The 22,324-nt window shown below is 69.1% G+C and carries 1 protein-coding gene; it reads left to right on the top strand.

The window, feature by feature from the left end; all coding sequences use genetic code 11:
* Window positions 1-226 precede the first annotated feature (226 nt).
* Window positions 227-22,318: an SDR family NAD(P)-dependent oxidoreductase gene (locus ABD798_RS18795; RefSeq protein ID WP_344876530.1), complete on the top strand. Its 22,092-nt coding sequence runs from the start codon at window positions 227-229 to the stop codon at window positions 22,316-22,318.
* Window positions 22,319-22,324: the final 6 nt, after the last annotated feature.

Raw genomic sequence — 22,324 nt, 5'->3', positions numbered from 1 at the left:
CCGAGGCCGTCGCCGCGACGCAGCCCACGGAGTCCGTGCCTGCCTCGGAGCGGCCGTCCTGCCAACAGCGGGTGCGGGAGTGGCTGACACTCCATTGTGGATAGCGCCTCTGTATCGCTAGGGGTTCCCCTAGAACCATTCTGAGGCCGCGCTGAACTGCGGAAGCGGTGGTTAGTGTCGCATCGCTTCTACTTTGTTGTTCACGCGTGGTTGGGTGGAGCGCATTATGGGCGAGTCCGGAATCAACGGGGCCGTGGACCGACAGGACTCCGGTGACGAGATCGCCGTCATCGGGCTCGCCTGTCGCCTGCCGGGGGCTTCCGGGCCCTCCGCCTTCTGGAGCCTGCTCCGGGACGGAGTCGACGCCACGAGCGAGCCGCCCGCCGAGCGCTGGGACGGCTCCGCCCCGGCCGGGCGCGGCGGCTTCCTGGACCGGATCGACGCCTTCGACGCGGGCTTCTTCGGCATCTCACCTCGGGAAGCCGCCGCGATGGACCCGCAGCAGCGGCTCGTGCTGGAGCTGTGCTGGGAGGCGCTGGAGGACGCGCACCTGCGGCCGGAATCGCTGCGCGGCACCCGCACCGCGGCCTTCGTCGGCGCGATCTGGGACGACTACGCCACCCTCGTCGGCCGCTCCGGGCCGGACGCGGTGTCCTCGCACACCGTCACCGGGCTGCACAGGAGCATTCTCGCGAATCGCGTTTCTTATTTTCTCGGGCTCACCGGTCCCAGTTTCACGGTGGATTCCGGACAATCCTCTTCGCTCGTTTCCGTGCACCTGGCCTGCGAGAGCCTGCGCAAGGGGGAATCGACAGTCGCGCTCGCCGGTGGCGTGAACCTGATCATCGCGCCGGAGAGCACCGAACGGTCGGTGAAGTTCGGCGGGCTCTCCCCGGACGGGCGCTGCTTCACCTTCGACGAGCGCGCGAACGGCTACGCGCGCGGCGAGGGCGGCGGCGTCGTCGTGCTCAAGCCGCTCCCGGCCGCGCTCGCAGACGGCGACGACATCTACTGCGTGGTGCGCGGCGGCGCGGTCAACAACGACGGCGGGGGCGAAGGGCTCACCGTGCCGTCGCGGGTCGGGCAGGAGGAAGTCCTGTGGCTGGCCTACGAGCGCGCGCGGACCGATCCGGCCGAGGTCGGATACGTGGAGCTGCACGGCACCGGCACCAAGGCCGGTGACCCGGTCGAGGCGGCTGCGCTGGGCGCGGTGCTCGGCGCGGCGCGCGACCCGGCGGACCCGTTGTTCGTGGGCTCGGTGAAGACCAACGTCGGCCACCTCGAAGGCGCGGCGGGCATCACCGGCTTCCTGAAGGTCGCCCTCGCGCTGCGCAACCGCGCGCTGCCGCCGAGCCTGAACTTCCGCACCCCGAACCCCGAGATTGCGTTGGAGGAGCTGAATCTCCGCGTTCGCACGGAGTTCGGCGCGTGGGAGAGCGCGCGGGTCGCCGGCGTCAGCTCGTTCGGCATGGGCGGCACGAACTGCCACCTGGTGCTCGCCGAGCACCAGGTGGCGGCCCCCGATGAGCCCGGCGATCCGGGACCGGCTCCGGTGGCGCTGGCGTTGTCGGCCAAGACCGCTTCGGCGCTGCCCGCGCAGGCTGCGGCGCTGGCTTCGCACCTCGCCGATTTCCGTGAAGTCGATCTAGCGTTCTCGTTGGCGACGACACGCACCGCCTTCCCGCACCGAGCCGTTGTGGTCGGTGCGGACCGTGCGTCGCTGCTGCGCGGACTGCGCGAACTGAGCGAGGGCGGTGCGGACGCCGGGCTGATCACCGGGCGCGTGCAGGACGCCGCGCCGGTCGCGTTCCTGTTCTCCGGTCAGGGTTCTCAGCGCGCGGGCATGGGGCGCGAGCTATACGAGACCTTCCCGGTGTTCGCCTCGGCGCTGGACGAGGTCTGCGCGGAACTCGATCCCCGGCTGCCGCGGCCGTTGCGCGAGGTGATGTTCGCCGAGGGGGAGCAGCTCGACCAGACGCTCTACACGCAGACCTCGCTGTTCGCGATCGAGGTCGCGTTGTTCCGGCTGCTGAAGAGCTGGGGCGTAGCACCGGACTACCTGATGGGGCACTCCGTCGGTGAGATCGCCGCCGCGCACGTCGCGGGGGCGCTTTCGCTTTCTGACGCGTGCGCGCTCGTTGCGGCTCGCGGTCGGCTCATGCAGGCTCTGCCTTCCGGTGGGGCGATGGTCGCTGTCCAGGCGACCGAGGCCGAGGTGACGCCGCTGCTGACTCCCGATGTGGGGATCGCGGCGGTCAACGGGCCTTCGTCGGTGGTGCTTTCGGGTTCCGAAGACGCGGTTCTTGAGGTTGTGGCTCAGTTCGGGGACCGCAAGACCTCGCGGTTGCGGGTGTCGCACGCCTTTCACTCGCCGCACATGGAGCCGATGCTGGAGGAGTTCCGGCGCGTCGCGGAAGGGCTCACCTTCACGGCTCCTCAGCTCCCGATCGTGTCCAATGTGGATGGTGAGATCGTCTCGGAGTACTCGGCCGAGTACTGGGTTCGCCACGTGCGGCGAGCCGTTCGGTTCAGCGACGGCGTCTCCGTGCTGGCCGGGCGCGGCGTCCGGACCTTCGTCGAGCTCGGTCCGGGTGGTGTGCTGACCGCGCTCGCGCGTGGATGCGTCACCGACGAAGCGTTGTTCGTGCCTTCTTTGCGTGCCAAACAACCTGAGGCTCATGCCGCGCTGTCCGCGTTGGCGGCCCTGCACGTTCACGGTGTCGAGGTTGATCTGCCCGGCCTGTTCGCCGCTCGTGGCGCGCGGCGGGTTCCGCTGCCGACCTACGCCTTCGATCGTCGGCGGCACTGGCTGGGGGGTGTGTCCGGCGACGCGGCTCCATCGGCGAGCGCGTCGCGGGTCCAGGACGAGGCCGCGGCGGAGAAGCTGGTGCGCGCGCACATCGCCGCCGTGCTCGGGCACGCGGACGCGAGCGAGATCGACGCCGAGCTGACGTTCAAGGACCTCGGCTTCGACTCGCTGAGCGCCGTCGAGCTGCGGAACCGGTTGACCACGGCCACCGGACTGCGCCTGCCGAGCGGACTGCTGTTCGACCACCCGACCCCCGATGCGTTGGCGCGTCACCTGCACGCTTCGTCGCGCGGACTTGAGTCCGATGTGGACACTGTCGTCGCTGCGGCGCCGGACGAGCCGATCGCGATCATCGGGATGAGCTGCCGCCTGCCAGGTGGTGTGCGCTCGCCAGAAGACCTGTGGCGGCTCGTTGCCTCCGGCGGCGATGCCATCTCCGGCTTCCCCGACGACCGGGGATGGGACCTCGGCCCCGGTCAGGGGGGCTTCCTGCACGACGCTGCGAACTTCGACGCGGCGTTCTTCGGCATCAGCCCGCGCGAGGCGACCGCGACCGACCCGCAGCAGCGCCTCGTCCTGGAGACGGCGTGGGAGGCGTTCGAGCGCGCGGGCATCGTCCCGGCCTCGTTGCGCGGCAGCCGTTCCGGCGTGTTCATCGGCGCGACGGCGCAGGACTACGGCCCCCGCCTGCACGAGCCGGTCGAAGGCACCGAAGGGCACCTGCTCACCGGCTCCTCGGCGAGCATCATTTCGGGCAGGGTCGCGTACACGCTCGGCCTCGAAGGCCCTGCGGTCACCGTGGACACGGCGTGCTCGTCGTCGTTGGTAGCGCTGCACTTGGCCGTGCAGTCGCTGCGTAGCGGTGAGTGCTCGTTGGCGCTGGCCGGTGGCGTGATGGTGATGTCCACGCCCGGCATGTTCGTCGAGTTCGGCCACCAGGGCGGGTTGTCGCCGGACGGCCGCTGCAAGGCTTTCTCCGACAACGCCGATGGCACGGGGTGGTCCGAGGGCGTCGCGGTGCTCCTGGTGGAGCGGCTTTCCGACGCTGTCCGCAATGGGCGCGAGGTGCTTGCTGTCGTTCGTGGTTCGGCGGTGAACCAGGATGGTGCTTCGAACGGTTTGACGGCGCCGAACGGTCCTTCGCAGCAGCGGGTGATTCGTCAGGCGTTGGCGTCTGCGGGGTTGCGTCCGTCCGATGTGGACGCTGTGGAGGCGCACGGAACGGGCACGCGGCTCGGCGATCCGATCGAGGCCGAGGCGATCATCGCGACCTACGGCCGTGATCGTGGGCAACCGCTGTGGCTGGGGTCGTTGAAGTCGAACATCGGGCACACGCAGGCGGCTGCCGGTGTCGCCGGTGTGATCAAGATGGTTCAGGCCATGCGTCACGGCTTGCTGCCGCAGACCCTGCACGTGGAGTTGCCGACTTCGCACGTCGACTGGTCGGCGGGCTCGGTGTCGTTGCTGACCTCACAGGTGGAGTGGCCTGCGCACGGTGCTCCTCGTCGAGCTGGCGTGTCGTCGTTCGGCATCTCCGGCACCAACGCCCACGTGATCTTGGAGGCCGGCCCCGTCGCGGAGCCCGCCGCTGTCGCGGAGCGCGGGCCGGTGGCGTGGGTGCTCTCCGGCAAGACCGATGCGGCCGTTCGCGCTCAGGCCGCGCGGCTCGCGTCCTTCGTGGACTCGTCGGTGTCTCCGGCTGACGTGGCGCTGTCGCTGGCGACGACGCGGTCGGCTTGGGATCGGCGTGCGGTCGTCGTCGGCTCGTCGGCCGAGGAGCTGATCGAGGGACTGCGTGCCGTCGACGTGTCGTCCGTTCGCTCCGGCAAGACCGCGTTCGTGTTCTCCGGTCAGGGTTCGCAGCGGCTCGGCATGGGTGCTGAGCTGTTCGAGGCTTATCCGGTGTTCGCTTCGGCCTGGACGGAGGCCGTCAAGTACTTGACGGTGGACGTCAAGTCACCCGATCTGGATCAGACCGGGGTTGCTCAGCCTGCGTTGTTTGCACTTGAGGTGGCTCTGTTCCGGCTGCTTGAGTCGTGGGGTGTGCGTCCGGACGTGGTGTCGGGCCACTCGATCGGTGAGATTGCTGCTGCTCATGTGGCTGGGGTTCTGTCGTTGGAGGATGCGGCGGCGCTGGTTTCTGCTCGGGCTCGGTTGATGCAGGCGCTCCCGGCTGGTGGGGCGATGGTAGCGGTGCAGGCTTCCGAGGAGGAGGTGTTGCCGCTGCTGGTCGAAGGCGTCGGGATCGCGGCTGTCAACGGGCCGTCTTCGGTGGTGTTGTCGGGTGTTGAAGAGGCTGTGCTGGGGGTTGTGGCTCAGTTCTCGGACCGGAAGTCGTCGCGGTTGAAGGTGTCGCACGCGTTCCACTCGCCGTTGATGGAACCGATGCTGGCGGAGTTCGCCGCTGAGCTGGCTGGGATTGAGTTCCGAGCGCCGCGGATTCCGGTTGTGTCGACGTTGACCGGGTCTGGGGTGGAACGCTATTCCGTTGAGTACTGGGTTCGGCATGTGCGTGAGGCGGTGCGTTTCGCCGACGGGGTGCGGACGTTGCGTGACCAGGGCGTGACGCGGTTCGTGGAGGTCGGGCCGGGCGGAGTGCTCTCCGCGATGGTGCAGGGCGTGCTGGACGACGCGGTCGCGGTGCCGGTGCTGCGCGCCGAGCGGGCGGAGTCGCACGCGATCACCTCGGCGCTCGGCCAGCTGCACGTGCACGGCGTCGGCGTTGACTGGGGCAAGGTCTACGCGGGCGCTCGCAAGGTCGACCTGCCGACGTACGCCTTCCAGCAGGAGCGCTTCTGGCTGGACACGCCTCGCTCGGGTGCCGCGCGGTCCGCTGTGGACGACTGGCGTTACCGGGTCTCGTGGCACTCCGTGACGCTTCCTGCGGCTGTGCCGGGCGGTCAGTGGGTGTTCGTCGGCGATGGGACTTCGTGGGCTGATGAGGTGCAGGCTGGGCTGGCGGAGCGTGGGGTCGACCTGACGTCGCTTGTCCCGGCTGGCTCGCGCGAGGAGCTTGCGGCGCAGCTCACCGAGGCCGGGGCGGTCGCGGGCGTGGTGTTCGCGGGTGCCTCGACTTGGCGCACGGCACTGCTCACGCAGGCCATGGGCGATGCGGGATTTGACGCGCGGTTGTGGTGCTTGACGACAGGGAACAGTCCCGAGGCCGCACAGGTGTGGGGTCTGGGGCGGGTCGTCGCTCTGGAGCAGCCGGAGCGGTGGGGCGGGCTCATCGACCTCCCGGCCAACGTCGACTTCAGCGCGTTGGCGTCGGCTTTGGCGCAGAACGAGGAAGACCAGCTCTCGCTCCGCTCTGACGGCGTGTTCGGGCGCAGGATCGTTCGCGCGCCGCGCAGCGGAGTGTCCACAAAGGACTGGAAGCCGCGCGGAACAGTGCTGATCACCGGCGGTACGGGAGCCCTCGGCGGGCACGTCTCGCGGTGGCTCGCCGGGAATGGCGCCGAACACCTGCTGCTGACCAGTCGTCGTGGGCTGGACGCGCCCGGTGCGGCGGAGCTCAAGGCAGAGCTGGAAGAACTCGGCGTTGCGGTCACCGTGGCAGCCTGCGACGCGGCGGACCGGGACGCGCTCTCGGACCTGCTCGCCGAGCACCCGGTGAACGCCGTCGTGCACGCGGCCGGTGTTCTCGACGATGGGCTGGTCGAGTCGCTGACGGCGGAGCGCCTGGCGAACGTGCTGCGCCCCAAGGTGGACGCGGCGATCAACCTGCACGAGCTGACCAGTGATCTTGATGCGTTCGTGCTGTTCTCGTCGATGGTCGGCGTCTGGGGCAACGGCGGCCAGGGGGCTTATGCGGCTGCGAACGCGTTCCTGGACGCGCTGGCGGAGCAGCGGCGCGCCGACGGGCTGCCCGCACTGGCCGTCGCGTGGGGTGCTTGGGCCGACGGCGGCATGGCGGACGGCGCGGTCGGCGAGCACCTGCTGCGACGCGGTGTGCGGGGAATTGCCGCAGCACCAGCGCTTTCCGCGCTATCCGGTGCGCTGAGCGCGGGTGAGTCGACGGTCGTCGTGGCCGATGTGGAGTGGGAGCGGTTCGTTCCCGCGTTCGTGACGACTCGGCCGTGCCCGCTGTTGCGCGGCGTGCCGGAGGCTCGCGAGATCTTGGACCGGCGCGCTCCCGCGATTGTGCTTCCGGTGTCGGAGCTGGCCGCGCGGTTGTCGCGGGTTTCGCAGGCTGAGCAGGAGCGCCTGCTGCTGAACCTGGTGGAGGAGCAGGCCGTCACGGTGCTCGGCCTCTCCGGCAGCGCTTCCCTTGACCCCGGAGGAACGTTCCGCGAAGCCGGGTTCGAATCGCTGACCGCGATCGAGCTGCGCAACCGGCTCGCGGTGGCCACCGGTCTGACGCTGTCCGCGACGCTGGTCTTCGACTACCCGACACCGACCGCGCTGATCGGCCACCTGCGCGCGGAGCTGCTGGGCGAAGGCACCGCCTCGGAGTCCGCCGCCACGGTGTCCGCCTCCGACGAGCCGATCGCGATCGTCGCGATGAGCTGCCGTTTCCCGGGCGGTGTCGAGTCGCCGGAGCAGCTGTGGGAGCTGCTGATCTCCGGGCGTGACGCGGTGACCGGCTTCCCCGAGAACCGTGGGTGGGACACGGCCGCGCTGTACGACCCGGATCCCGACCGCTCCGGCAAGACCTACTCGTGCGACGGCGGATTCATCGACAACGCCGACCGGTTCGACGCCGCGCTGTTCGGGATCTCGCCCCGCGAAGCGCTCGCGATGGACCCGCAGCAACGCTTGCTGCTGGAGACCGCGTGGGAGGCGTTCGAGCGCGCCGGGATCGACCCGACTTCCGTTCGCGGGCACCGTACCGGCGTGTTCATCGGCACGAACGGCCAGGACTACGCGAGCGGGATGCGCAGAGCGCCGGAGGAGATCGAGGGCTACCTGCTGACCGGCAAGGCCGCGTCCGTGGTGTCCGGCCGCCTCTCTTACGCCTTCGGGCTCGAAGGTCCCGCGCTGACCGTGGACACCGCGTGCTCGTCCTCGTTGGTGGCACTGCACTTGGCGGCTCAGGCCCTGCGCAACGGCGAGTGCTCGATGGCGTTGGCCGGCGGTGTCACCGTTATGACCACGCCCAACATGTTCGTTGAGTTCTCCCGGCAGCGCGGACTGTCCCCGAACGGCCGTTGCAAGGCCTTCGCCGAGGGCGCTGACGGCACCGGTTGGGGCGAGGGCGTCGGCCTGCTGTTGGTGGAGCGGCTCTCGGACGCTCTGCGCAACGGGCACGAAGTCCTTGCTGTGGTGCGAGGTTCGGCGGTGAATCAGGATGGTGCGTCGAATGGGTTGACGGCGCCGAATGGTCCTTCGCAGCAGCGGGTGATTCGTGCGGCGTTGGCTTCGGCTGGGCTTGCTCCGTCCGATGTGGACGCTGTGGAGGCGCACGGTACGGGCACCAAGCTCGGCGATCCCATTGAGGCGCAAGCGCTCTTGGCCACCTACGGTCAGGATCGGTCGGAGCCGTTGTTCCTCGGCTCGATCAAGTCCAACATCGGGCACACGCAGGCGGCTGCCGGTGTCGCGGGTGTGATCAAGATGGTGCAGGCCATGCGTCATGGCGTGTTGCCGCCGACGCTGCACGTGGACGCCCCGACGTCGCACGTGGACTGGTCGTCGGGCGCGATGTCGCTGCTGACTTCGCAAGTGGAGTGGCCTTCGCGTGATGGTGCGCGCCGGGCTGGTGTGTCGTCGTTCGGGATCTCCGGCACCAACGCGCACGTGATCGTTGAAGGGGTGCCCGCTACTTCGGAGGTGCCGTCTTCGGCCGGGGAAGCGGTCGTCCCGTGGGTTCTCTCGGGCAAGACCGAGGCGGCGGTTCGCTCGCAGGCCGCCCGTCTTCTGTCCGTTGTGGACGGTCATCACCCTGCTGACGTTGGGCTTTCGCTCGCTACGACGCGTGCCGGGTTGGACTACCGTGCCGCCGTCGTCGGGGAGAGCCAGGCCGAGCTGATCTCCGGTGTGCGGGCGCTCGCGGAAGGTTCCGGGTCGATCGTTCGGAGTGGCCAGGGCAAGGTGGCGTTCGTCTTCTCCGGCCAGGGCTCGCAGCGGCTCGGCATGGGTGCGGAGTTGTTCGAGGCTTATCCGGTGTTCGCTTCGGCCTGGACGGAGGCCGTCAAGTACTTGACGGTGGACGTCAAGTCACCCGATCTGGATCAGACGGGGATTGCTCAGCCTGCTCTGTTCGCTCTGGAAGTGGCGCTGTTCCGCCTGCTTGAGTCGTGGGGCGTGCGGCCGGACGTGGTGGCGGGCCACTCGATTGGTGAGATTGCGGCTGCTCATGTGGCTGGCGTTCTGTCGTTGAAGGATGCGGCGGCTCTAGTCAGTGCGAGGGCTCGGTTGATGCAGGCGTTGCCGTCGGGTGGGGCGATGGTGGCGGTGCAGGCCTCGGAGGAGGAGGTGCTGCCGCTGTTGGTCGACGGGGTGGGGATCGCGGCGATCAACGGGCCGCAGTCGGTGGTGGTCTCCGGGGATGAGATCGCGGTCGCGGACATCGCTTCGGCGTTTGCGGAGCAGGGACGCAAGACCTCGCGGTTGAAGGTGTCGCACGCGTTCCATTCGCCGTTGATGGAGCCGATGCTGGAGGAGTTCGCGGCTGAGCTGGCGGGGGTCACCTTCCACGAGCCGGAGATTCCGGTGGTGTCAACGTTGACCGGGTCTGTGGTGGAACGCTATTCCGTCGGGTACTGGGTTCGGCATGTGCGGGAGGCGGTGCGCTTCGCGGACGGAGTGCGGACGCTGCACGAGCGTGGCGTGACTCGCTTCGTGGAGGTCGGGCCGGGTGGCGTGCTGAGCGCGCTCGTGCAGGGTGTGCTCGACGATGTGGTGACGGTGCCGGTGCTGCGCGCCGACCGGCCGGAGCCGCAAGCGATCACGACCGCGCTGGGCGAGCTGTACGCGAACGGCGTCCGTCCTGAGTGGTCGGCCGTGTTCCCCGGAGCGCGGACGATCGAACTGCCGACGTACGCGTTCCAGCGCGAGCGTTACTGGCTGAACACGAACTCCGCCGCGGGTGACATGCGCGCGGTCGGCCTGCAAGAGACCGGGCACGCGTTGCTCGGCGCCGTGGCGACCTTGGCGGACAACGACGGACGCGTGCTGTCGGGCAGCGTTTCCCTCGACTCGCACCCGTGGCTCGCGGACCACACCGTGGGCGGCGTGGTCGTGGTACCCGGTACCGCGATCATGGAACTCGCGATCACCGCGGCCGACGCGGTGGGCTGCGCGACGGTGGACGAGCTGACCCTGGAAGCTCCGCTCATCCTGCCTCGACGGGGGAGCGTGGCGTTGCAGGTGCTCGTCGGGCCTGAGGAAGCGGACGGTCGCCGCTCGGTGTCCGTGCACTCCCGGGCCGATGACGAGCGGCCATGGGTGCGCAACGCCTCCGGCCTGGTGTCCACTGTGGACGGCGCCGAGCGTGATCTTGCCGAGTGGCCGCCTGCGGGTGAGAGCATTGACGTGTCGGGCTTCTACGGGCGGCTCGCGGACATGGGGCTGGACTACGGCCCGGCGTTCCGTGGCCTGCGAGCGGCGTGGCGGACGGCTGACGCCTACTACGCCGAGATCGAGGTGCCTGACTCGCAGGGCGACTTCGGCCTGCACCCGGCGCTGTTCGACGCCGCGCTGCACGCGGTGTGGCTCGGTGCGATCGAGCCGGACGCGAACGGGCGCGGGCTGCTGCCGTTCGCGTGGAGCGGTGTGCGGCTGAGCGCGGCGGGCGCGACGACCTTGCGCGTCAAGGTGACTCGCGAAAGCGCGGACACCGTGTCGCTGGTGCTCGGCGACGGTGTGGGCGAGCCAGTGGCCACTGTGGACGGACTCACCCTACGTCCCTTTGCGGCCGAAGGACTGCGTGAGGCTTCGACGGACTCGCTGTACGGCGTGGAGTGGACGCCGATCACGGTCGCTCCTGCTGTCGAACGGCCGAACTGGGCGGTGCTCAGCGACAGCCTGCACCTGGCGGAGATACTGGCAGACGCGGGCATTTCCGTTGTGCCGTACACCGAAGAGGGCGACCACGATGTCGTCTTCGTGGCTTGCCCGGCGGGAAGCAGCTCCAACACCGCCGAGCGCGTGCGGCAGTCGACGGCGCGAACGCTGGAGTTGCTTCAGTGGTGGCTGTCCGAGGAACGCCCGGCGCGCCTGGCGATCGTCACCGCCGCGCACGACATCGCCCAGGCCGCGGTGTGGGGACTGGTGCGCTCGGCGCAGACGGAGAACCCGGACCGCGTGCTGCTCATCGACGTGGACGACGCGGTGGACTCCGTGCTCGCGCTGCCCGGGGTGATCGCTTCCGGCGAGCAGCAGGTGGCCGTGCGCGAGGGCGAGGTCCGCGTGCCGAGGCTCGGCAAGATCACGCCGGGCGCGCAACCCCAGGACTTCGGCAGCGGCACCGTGCTGGTGACCGGCGCGTCGGGTGGACTCGGCGCGCTCATCGCGAAGCATCTCGTCACCCAGCACGGAGTTCGGCGCTTGCTGCTGGTGAGCAGGCGTGGTGGCGAAGCTCCCGGCGCGGTGACGCTCGCGGCCGAGCTGACCGCGCGCGGCGCCGACGTGACGTGGGCGGCCTGTGACGTCGGAGACCGGGACGCGCTCGCGTCGCTGCTGGCGGGGCACGAGCTGTCCGCCGTCGTGCACGTCGCAGGCGTGCTGGACGACGGCGTGATCGGGTCGCTCACCGCCGAGCGCCTGACCAGGGTGTTCCGGCCGAAGATCGACGCCGCGCTGAACCTGCACGAGCTGACCAGCGGGCTCTCGGCGTTCGTGATGTTCTCCTCCGTCGCGGGCACGCTGGGCACGCCGGGGCAGGGCAACTACGCGGCGGCCAACTCCTTCCTCGACGCGCTCGCCGAGCTGCGCAGGGAGGAGGGGCTGCCGGGGACCTCGCTCGCGTGGGGCCTGTGGGAGCAGGAGAGCGCGATGGCCGGGACGCTCGGCCAGGCCGACATCACGCGCATCCGACGGATGGGCATCGCGGCGATCCAGGAAGAGGAGGGCCTGCGGCTCTTCGACGCCGCACTTGCCGCCGAGAACGCCGTCGTGGTTCCTGTGCGCTTGGACAAGAGCGTTTTCCAAGGTGGCGCAACGGTTCCGCCGCTCCTGCGCAAGGTCGTGCGCGGTGTCTCCCGCCGGACCGCGAAGGCCGCCACCGCTGTTTCCGGGCTCGCTGGACGACTGGCGGGTCTGTCAGCGGAGCAGCGCTCGGAGGCGGTCCTGGAGCTGGTCCGTGCTGAGGTCGCCGCAGTGCTCGGGCATGCCGACGCCGCATCCATCGGTACGGAGAATTCGTTCCGGGACATCGGTTTCGACTCGCTGACCTCGGTCGAGCTGCGCAACCGGCTGAACGCGGCGACGGGGATGCGGCTGCCCGCCACGCTCGTTTTCGATCACCCGTCGCCGGGTGCGCTCGCGCGGTTCCTCGACGCGGACACGGCCGTTTCGGACAAGCCCGTGGTCGTCAAGGCCGCCGCCGACGAGCCGATCGCGATCGTGGGCATGGCGTGCCGGTACCCGGGTGGTGTGCGGTCGCCGGAAGACTTGTGGCGCTTGGTGTTCTCCGGTCGCGACGCGGTGTCGGGATTCCCGGAGGACCGTGGTTGGGACGTGGAGAACCTTTACGACCCCGACCCCGAGCAGTGGGGCAAGAGCTACACCCGCGAGGGCGGATTCCTCTACGACGCGGCGGACTTCGACGCGGGTTTCTTCGGGATCTCTCCGCGTGAAGCGCTGGCGATGGACCCGCAGCAGCGGCTGCTGTTGGAGACCTCGTGGGAGGCGTTCGAGCGCGCCGGGATCGACCCGGTTTCCTTGCGGGGAAGCCAAACCGGAGTGTTCGCCGGAGTGATGTACCACGACTACGGCGGGCGGGTGCGGACCTCGCCGGAGGGCCTTGAGGGCTATCTCATCAACGGCAGCGCGGGCAGTGTCGCGTCTGGCCGCGTGGCTTACACGTTCGGGCTTGAAGGCCCTGCGGTCACTGTGGACACTGCGTGCTCGTCTTCGTTGGTGGCACTGCATTTGGCGGCTCAGGCTCTGCGCAACGGCGAGTGCTCGATGGCGCTTGTCGGTGGTGTCACGGTGATGGCGAGCCCGGCGGTGTTCGTGGAGTTCAGCCGTCAGCGCGGGCTCGCGGCCGATGGTCGGTGCAAGGCGTTCTCCGAGGGCGCGGACGGCACTGGTTGGGCTGAGGGTGCGGGCATGCTGCTCGTCGAGCGGCTGTCCGACGCTGTGCGCAACGGGCACGAAGTGCTTGCTGTGGTGCGAGGTTCGGCCGTCAACCAGGATGGTGCGTCGAACGGTTTGACTGCTCCGAATGGCCCTTCGCAGCAGCGGGTAATTCGTGCGGCGTTGGCTTCGGCTGGGCTTGCTCCGTCCGATGTGGACGCTGTGGAGGCTCACGGAACGGGCACGCGGCTCGGCGATCCGATTGAGGCGCAGGCGGTTCTCGCGACGTACGGTCAGGATCGGTCGCAGCCGCTGTGGTTGGGGTCGTTGAAGTCGAACATCGGGCATTCGCAGGCGGCGGCCGGTGTTGGCGGCGTGATCAAGATGGTGATGGCTCTGCGGCACGGTGTGTTGCCGCAGACGCTGCACATCGAGGAGCCGTCTTCGCACGTGGACTGGTCGGCCGGCGATGTTCAGCTGTTGACCGAGTCCGTGCCGTGGCCGTCGGTGGATCGTCCGCGTCGGGCTGGTGTGTCGTCCTTCGGCGTGTCGGGGACCAACGCGCACGTGATCGTTGAGCAGGCCGCTCCGGTCGTGGCAAGGGCTTCTGTATCTACTGGGCCGGTGCCGTGGGTGATCTCCGCTCGTGACGCCGAGGCCGTTCGGGAGAGCGCGCGTCAGCTGCTGTCCTTTGTGGACTCTGCTGATCCGGCCGATGTCGGGTTCTCGTTGGCGACCACTCGGTCCGTGATGGAGCACCACGCGGTCGTCGCCGGTGACGTGCGCGGTGGACTGGAGGCTTTGGCGTCCGGTTCGGCGCCTGTGACCGCTGCGGTGGGCGGCAAGCTCGGCTTCGTGTTCTCTGGCCAGGGTTCGCAGCGCGTCGGTATGGGTGCTGAGCTGTTCGAGGCGTATCCGGTGTTCGCTGCGGCCTGGACGGAGGCTGTCAAGTACTTGACGGTGGACGTCAAGTCACCTGATCTGGATCAGACCGGCAACGCTCAACCTGCCTTGTTCGCTCTTGAAGTTGCGTTGTTCCGGTTGTTGGAGTCGTGGGGTGTGCGGCCGGATGTGGTCGCGGGCCACTCCATTGGTGAGATCGCTGCTGCTCATGTCTCGGGTGTTCTGTCGTTGGAGGATGCGGCTGCGCTGGTTTCTGCTCGTGCTCGGCTCATGCAGGCGTTGCCCATGGGTGGGGCGATGGTGGCGGTGCAGGCCTCGGAGGAGGAGGTTCTGCCGCTGCTGACTGACGGTGTGGGGATCGCGGCGATCAACGGGCCGTCTTCGGTGGTGCTGTCCGGTGACGAAGAGGCTGTGCTGGCGGTGGTCGCGCAGTTCCCGGATCGCAAGTCGTCGCGGTTGAAGGTGTCGCATGCGTTTCATTCGCCGTTGATGGAGCCGATGCTGGAGGAGTTCGCTGCGGCTCTGGCTGGGATTGAGTTCCACGAGCCGGAGATTCCGGTGGTGTCGACGTTGACCGGGTCTGTGGTGGAACGCTATTCCGTTGAGTACTGGGTTCGGCATGTGCGCGAGGCGGTGCGGTTCGCGGATGGTGTGCGAACCATGCGCGGGCGCGGTGTCACCAAGTTCGTCGAGGTGGGACCGGGCGCGGTGCTGAGTGCGCTGGTGCAGGGCGTGCTCGAAGATGTGGCGGCGATTCCGGTACTGCGTGCCGACCGGCCGGAGCCGGAGGCGATCTCCACGGCTGTCGGGCAGGCGCACGCACACGGAGTGCGGGTGGACTGGAGCGCGTTCGGTGGGGCGAAGATCGACCTGCCGACCTACGCCTTCCAGCGTGAGCGGTTCTGGCTCGACGCCCCGCAGGACCGTGGTGACGTGCGTGAAGCCGGTCTGGGCTCGGCCGATCACCCGATGCTTGGCGCGGCGACTGTCACAGCCGACAACGGGGGCGTGCTGCTGACCGGCCGCGTGTCGCTGCGCACGCACCCGTGGCTCGCCGATCACGCGGTCAACGGTGTGGTCGTCCTGCCAGGGACCGCGTTCGTCGAGCTGGCGGTGCGCGCGGGCGAGGAGGTCGGCTGCGGCACGGTGGAGGACCTGACGCTCGAAGTCCCGCTGGTGCTGCCGGAGAACGACGGCGTGGCGCTCCAGGTCTCGGTGAGCGCGGAGGAGAACGGCCGCCGTGATCTCGCGATCTACTCGTCGGCTGAGGGCACCACGTGGGTGCGTCACGCGACCGGTGCGCTGACTTCGCGGGCCGCTCAGGTCGATGCGAGCTTCACCGTCGAGAACGCCGAAGTGGTTGACCTGGAAGGGTTCTATGACGACTTCGCCTCGCGAGGACTGGTGTACGGCGCGGCGTTCCAGGGCTTGCGCTCGGTGTGGCGTGATGGCGAGGACGTCTTCGCCGAGGTCGAGATCGACGACCAGGAGGACTACGCGCTCCACCCGGCGTTGCTGGACGCGGCGTTGCACGCGATCGCCGCTGGTGGGCTGATCACGCTCGACGAGGGGCCGATGTTGCCGTTCTCATGGGCGGGTGTCACCGTCCACGCGAGCGGAGCCGCCGCTGTGCGCGTCAAGCTTTCACGCGCTGGGGCCGATTCGGTGTCGCTGGTCGCCGTCGACGGGGCCGGGGACCTCGTGGCTTCGGTCGAGTCGCTGACGCTTCGGGCCGTGCGCGCGGACCAGCTGCGGGCCCGCTCCGATTCGCTGTTCGAGCCCCGTTGGACGCCGTTCACCGGATCGTCCACTCAGGACATTTCAGCTGAGTCCATTGTGGACCTTTCGGAGATCGGCTCGCTGGCGTCCGTGCCGGACGCGGTGGTGGTGCCGTGCCCGGCTGAAGGCGGGGTTCGCGAGGTCACGGGTGCGGTTCTGGCGGCGCTCCAGGCCTGGCTGAGTGAGGAGCACTCCTCGCGGCTGGTGCTCGTGACGCGGCCTGGCGACCTCGCACACGCGGCCGTGCGCGGGCTCGTCCGTACGGCGCAGTCGGAGAACCCGGATCGATTTGTGTTGGTGGAAGCGGAGAACACGGCCGAGGTGCTTCCCGTGCTGCCGGGCTTGATCGCGGCGGGCGAGCCGGAAGCGGCCGTGCGCGACGGTGAGGTCTTCGTCCAGCGCCTGGCGAAGGTGGACGCGGACGCGGGCACGCCGGACTTCGGCACGGGAACGGTGTTGCTGACCGGAGCTGGCGGCGCGCTGGGCGGAGTGATCGCGCGGCACCTCGTCGCTGAGCACGGCGTGCGGGAACTGCTGCTGGTGAGCCGTCGTGGGGGAGCTGTCCCTGGCGCGGCCGAGCTGGAGGCTGACCTCGTAGCGGCTGGTGCCAGCGTCGCGTGGGCGGCGTGCGATGTCGCGGATCGTGATGCGCTGGCTGATGTGCTTGCTGGGCAAAGGGTCAGCGCTGTCGTGCACACCGCCGGGGTGCTCGATGACGGAGTGATCGGTTCGCTGAGCCCGGAACGGCTCGACGGCGTGTTCCGGCCGAAGATCGACGCGGTGCTGAACCTGCACGAGCTGACTGAGGACCTGTCCGCGTTCGTGGTGTTCTCGTCGGTGTCGGGCATCTTCGGCAGCGCGGGCCAGGGAGCCTACGCCGCCGCGAACGCATTCCTGGACGCCTTCGCGCAGCACCGCCGCGCGCAGGGGCTGCCCGCGACCTCGCTGGCGTGGGGTTTGTGGCAGCAGGGCAACGGCATGGCCGAGCGCCTTGACAGCGTGGACATGAACCGTCTCAAGCGCATGGGCCTTGTCGCGATCTCCGCCGACGAGGGACTGCGGCTCTTCGACGCGGCATTGGGGATGGACCGCGCGGTAGTGGCTCCGGTGCGGCTCAGCGCCGAGAAGCACCATGACGCCGTTCCCGCAGTGCTGCGCGGACTTCTGCGCACGACGCGTCGCGCCGCCCAGGCGCCGAAGGGCTCCTTGGGCACGCGCCTTGCTGGGCTGCCCGCTGCTGAGCGGGATCGCGTCGTGCTCGAACTCGTGCGCACTGAGGTCGCGGCGGTACTCGGTCACACTTCTACCAAGGTCGTTCAGGCTGGTCATGCGTTCCAGGATCTCGGGTTCGACTCGCTGACCTCGGTGGAACTGCGCAATCGGCTGAACACCGCGACGGGGTTGCGGCTGCCCGCGACGATGGTCTTCGACTACCCGACGCCCGGTGCGCTCGCGCAGTTCCTCATCGAAGAAGTGCTTGGTGCGTCGGAGGAGCAGGCCGCCGTGGCGGTGAAGGCCGCTACCGATGAGCCGATCGCGATCGTGGGCATGGCGTGCCGGTACCCGGGTGGTGTGCGGTCGCCGGAAGACTTGTGGCGCTTGGTGCTCTCCGGTGGCGACGCGATCTCCGGGTTCCCGGAGGACCGTGGTTGGGACGTGGAGAACCTGTACGACCCCGATCCTGACCGCTCCGGCAAGTCCTACGTGCGCGAGGGCGGGTTCCTGCACGACGCGGCGGAGTTCGACGCCGGGTTCTTCGGGATCTCCCCGCGTGAGGCGTTGGCGATGGACCCGCAGCAACGGTTGCTGTTGGAGACCTCGTGGGAGGCCCTCGAGCGCGCCGGGATCGACCCGGGTACGTTGCGAGGCAGCCAGGTTGGCGTGTTCGCCGGGGTCATGTACCACGACTACGGCTCGCGGGTGAAGGTGTCGCCGGAGGGCATGGACGCCTACCTGGGCAGCGGTAGTGCGGGCAGCATCGCCTCCGGGCGCGTCGCGTACACGCTGGGCTTCGAAGGGCCAGCGCTCACCGTGGACACCGCGTGCTCGTCCTCGTTGGTGGCACTGCACTTGGCGGCGCAGGCGCTGCGGACCGGTGAGTGCTCGATGGCGCTCGTCGGCGGGGTCACCGTCATGGCGACGCCGTCGACGTTCATCGAGTTCAGCCGCCAGCGCGGGTTGTCGATGGACGGGCGCTGCAAGGCGTTCGCCGAGGCCGCGGATGGCACGGGTTGGTCGGAGGGCGCGGGCATGCTCCTCGTGGAGCGGCTTTCCGACGCGCAGCGCAACGGGCACAACATCCTCGCTGTGGTGCGGGGAACTGCGATCAACTCCGATGGCGCGTCGAACGGCTTGACGGCGCCGAACGGTCCTTCGCAGCAGAGGGTGATCCGTGCGGCGTTGGCTTCGGCTGGGCTTTCACCGTCCGATGTGGACGCTGTGGAGGCTCACGGAACCGGCACCCGCCTTGGTGATCCGATCGAGGCTCAGGCGTTGATCGCGACCTACGGCAAGGACCGCGCGCAGCCGTTGTGGCTGGGGTCGTTGAAGTCGAACATCGGGCACTCGCAGGCCGCTGCGGGTGTCGGTGGTGTGATCAAGATGGTGATGGCGCTGCGCAACGGTGTGTTGCCGCAGACGCTGCACGTCGACGAGCCGTCTTCGCACGTGGACTGGTCGGCCGGATCGGTGCGGCTGCTGACCTCGGCCGTTGAGTGGCCTTCGGGTGAAGCTCCGCGCCGTGCGGGTGTGTCGTCGTTCGGCATCTCCGGCACCAACGCGCACGTGATCATCGAGCAGGCCCCGGCCGCGGTCGAAGCTGCTGGTGGCTCGGTCGCGGGCCCCGTGCCGTGGGTGTTGTCGGCGAAGGACGCCGAGGCGCTGCGTGCTCAGGCTCGGCGGCTCCTGTCCTTTGTGGATGATCAGGACGTGGTGGACGTCGGCCGGTCCTTGGCGACGACCCGTGCGACGTTGGAGCACAGGGCCGTTGTCGCGGGCGCTTCCTCGGCCGAGTTGATCGAGTCGTTGACGGCGCTCGCTTCGGGAACTGGGCTGAGCGGCACGCCGGAGAACCCCGGCAAGGTCGCCTTCGTCTTCTCCGGCCAGGGCTCGCAGCGCCTCGGCATGGGGCAGGAGTTGTTCGACACGTATCCGGTGTTTGCTTCGGCCTGGACGGAGGCTGTCAAGTACTTGACGGTGGACGTCAAGTCGCCTGATCTGGATCAGACGGGGGTTGCTCAGCCTGCTCTGTTCGCTCTGGAAGTGGCGCTGTTCCGCCTGCTTGAGTCGTGGGGCGTGCGTCCGGATGTGGTTGCTGGGCATTCGATTGGTGAGATTGCGGCTGCTCATGTGGCTGGTGTGTTGTCGCTGGAGGATGCGGCTGCGCTGGTTTCTGCTCGGGCTCGGTTGATGCAGGCGCTCCCTGCTGGTGGGGCGATGGTGGCGGTGCAGGCCTCTGAGGAGGAGGTTCTGCCGCTGCTGACTGATGGTGTGGGGATCGCGGCTGTCAACGGGCCGACCTCGGTGGTGTTGTCCGGTGTTGAAGAGGCCGTGCTGGCGGTCGTTGCTCAGTTCTCGGACCGGAAGTCGTCCCGGCTCAAAGTGTCGCATGCGTTCCATTCGCCGTTGATGGAGCCGATGTTGGAGAAGTTCGCGTCTGCGTTGGCTGGGATTGAGTTCCGGGTGCCGGAGATTCCGGTGGTGTCGACGTTGACCGGGTCTGTGGTGGAACGCTATTCCGTTGAGTACTGGGTTCGGCACGTGCGGGAGGCGGTGCGTTTCGCCGACGGGGTGCGCACGCTGCACGCGGAAGGCGTCAGCACGTTCGTCGAGGTCGGGCCCGGCGGAGTGCTGAGCGCGCTCGTGCAGGGCGTGCTCGACGACGTGACGGCGATCCCGGTACTGCGCGCCGACCGGCCGGAGCCGCAGGCGATCATCGGTGCGCTGGGCGAGGCTCACGTGCGCGGCGTCGACGTTGACTGGAGCACGTTCTTCCCCGGCGAGCGCACGCTCGACCTGCCGACCTATGCCTTCCAGTACGAGCGCTACTGGCTGGACGCGGACGACGGCCAGCCGACCGGGCTCGGGCTCGAAGCGACGGAGCACCCGCTGCTCGGCGCGACGGTCGCACTGCCGGGCAGCGGCGGGATCATGCTGATGGGCAAGGTTTCACTCCGCACTCACCCGTGGCTCGCCGACCACGTCGTGAACGGCCTGGCGATCTTGCCGGGGACCGCGTTCGTGGAGCTGGCGGTGCGCGCGGGGGATGAGGTCGGGTGCGCCCTGGTCGACGATCTGACCCTGGAAGCGCCGCTCGTGCTGTCGGAGAACGGCAGCGTCGCGCTCCAGGTGTGGGTCGGCGCCGAGGTCAACGGGCGCCGCGAGCTGGCCGTGCATTCCAGCGCTGACAACGGTTCCTGGACGCGGCACGCTACGGGCTTCCTGAGCGACACCGCTCCCGCTGACGCTGAGGTCGGGCTTTGGCCGCCGCGCGCGGAAACCGTTGACCTGACTGAGTTCTACGACGGCTTGGCCAGCAGTGGGCTGGAGTACGGGCCTGCTTTCCAGGGCCTGCGGAGCGTGTGGCGCGGCGACGACGCGGTGTACGCCGAAGTGGAGATCTCGGAGCACGAGGACGCCTACGCGGTGCACCCAGCGCTGTTGGACTCCGCGTTGCACGCGATCGCGGCCGGTGGGCTGATGGAGGTGGGCGACGCGCCACTGCTGCCCTTCGCGTGGGCTGGCGTGAGCGTTCGCGCTTCCGGAGCTTCGTCCTTGCGCATCAAGATGATCCGCGTCGGCGAGGACTCCGTGAAGCTCGTTGCCGCGGACAACGCGGGCGGGCTCGTCGCGACGGTCGAGTCGCTGACCCTGCGCAGAGCTCCGGCGAAGCAGCTCCAGGGCTCGGGCGAAGGCGTGCTGCTCGGATTGGACTGGCAGCCGGTCAGCCTGCCCGAGGGGACGCCCCTCGACGTCCGCCGGTGCTCGGGGCTCGCGGAGCTGGCCGCATCGCCTGTCCATGGGGACGTGGTGGTCACAGCATGTCCCGATGGAAGTGGCGGGGTGCAGCAGGCGGTTGCCGACGCGCTCGCGCTGGCGCAGTGGTGGCTCGCGGAGGAGCGGTCGGCGCGCCTGGTCGTGGTCGGCAAGGACGGCGACCTCGCGCACGCGGCGGCTTTCGGCCTGCTGCGGTCTGCGCAGTCGGAGAACCCCGACCGCATCCTGCTCGTCGAAGCCGATGATCTCGACGCGGTGGCCGAAGCCGTGCCCGCGCTCATCGAAGCGGGGGAGCACCAGGCGGCTCTGCGCGACGGCGAGATCTTGGTGCCGCGCTTGGCGAAGCGGGCGGTCACACCGCAGGACGAGCCCGATCTCAGCGGCGGAACCGTGCTGGTGACCGGCGCGTCCGGGGCGCTCGGCGGGCTGATCGCGCGGCACCTCGTGTCCGAACGCGGTGTGCGGCACCTGCTCCTCGTGAGCCGGCGCGGAGCGGAAGCGCCCGGTGCTGTCGAGCTGGAGGCCGAGCTGACCGCGTGGGGAGCCGAGGTCACATGGGCGGCCTGCGACGTCGGCGACGGCGACGCGGTGGCGGAGCTGCTGGCCGACAAGGCGCTCAGCGCGGTCGTGCACACGGCCGGTGTTCTCGACGACGGAGTGCTCGGCTCCCTGACGCCGGAGCGCCTGGAAACCGTGCTGCGTCCCAAGGTCGACGCGGCGGTGCACCTGCACAAGAACACCAAGGAAATGGGTCTATCCGCATTCGTGTTGTTCTCGTCCTTCGCGGGAATCGTGGGCAGTGCGGGGCAGGCGAGCTATTCGGCGGCGAACTCGTTCCTCGATTCGTTCGCGCGCCGGCTTCGATCCGAGGGATATCCCGCGACTTCGCTCGCGTGGGGTGTCTGGGAGCAGACCGGCGCGATGACCGATGGTCTCGCTGACGCGGATCTCGCGCGAATGGCCCGAAGCGGTGTGCTCCCGTTGGCGGTTACGGAAGCCCTGCGCCTGTTGGATGCGGCGCTCAGCGGTGATGAGGCCGTTCTCGCGCCGGTACGGCTGGAGCCCTCCGCGTTGCGCGGGACGGTCGCGCCGGTGCTCCGTGGGCTGGCCAAGTCGGTGACCAGGCGCGCGGCGGCTCCGAGGGCGGTGTCGCTCGCGGACCGGCTCGCGGGTGCGCGGGACGGAGAGCGGCGCAAGGTCGTCCTGGAGCTGGTGCTGGGCGAGGTCGCGGGCGTGCTCGGGCATTCATCGCCGCGTCGCATTCAGCCTTCGCAGGCCTTCCAGGATCTCGGATTCGACTCGCTGACCTCGGTGGAACTGCGGAACAGGCTGACCGCGGCGACCGGGCTGACGCTGCCCGCCACGCTGGTCTTCGACCATCCGAGTCCCGGAGTTCTCGCAGATCACGTGCTTGCGCAGGTCGGAGCCGGTACCGGGGCAGAGCTAGTGGAATCCCTACTTGCTGATCTCGATCGGGTGGAACAAGAATTGATGTCGAAGGTTCCGGATGAGGCGAGAGAGCGAATCACTTCCCGGCTCAAGGCGGTTCTTTCGGCAGTCGACGCGAGTGGTGGTGCACGAGCTGATCTGGAATCAGCGACGGATGAGGAAGTCTTCGATCTGATCGGTAAGGAGTTCGGGATCTCCTGATCGTTC

This window comes from Allokutzneria multivorans, from assembly GCF_039537405.1.
GTDB lineage: Bacteria > Actinomycetota > Actinomycetes > Mycobacteriales > Pseudonocardiaceae > Allokutzneria > Allokutzneria multivorans.
Note: the sequence above shows the minus strand (reverse complement) of the source record. Positions and strands in the feature narration are given on the sequence as shown.

Bases quoted from the DNA above. Each gene is read 5' to 3' on its own strand.
- ABD798_RS18795 (WP_344876530.1), top strand. From the start codon at position 227: ATGGGCGAGTCCGGAATCAACGGGGCCGTGGACCGACAGGACTCCGGT.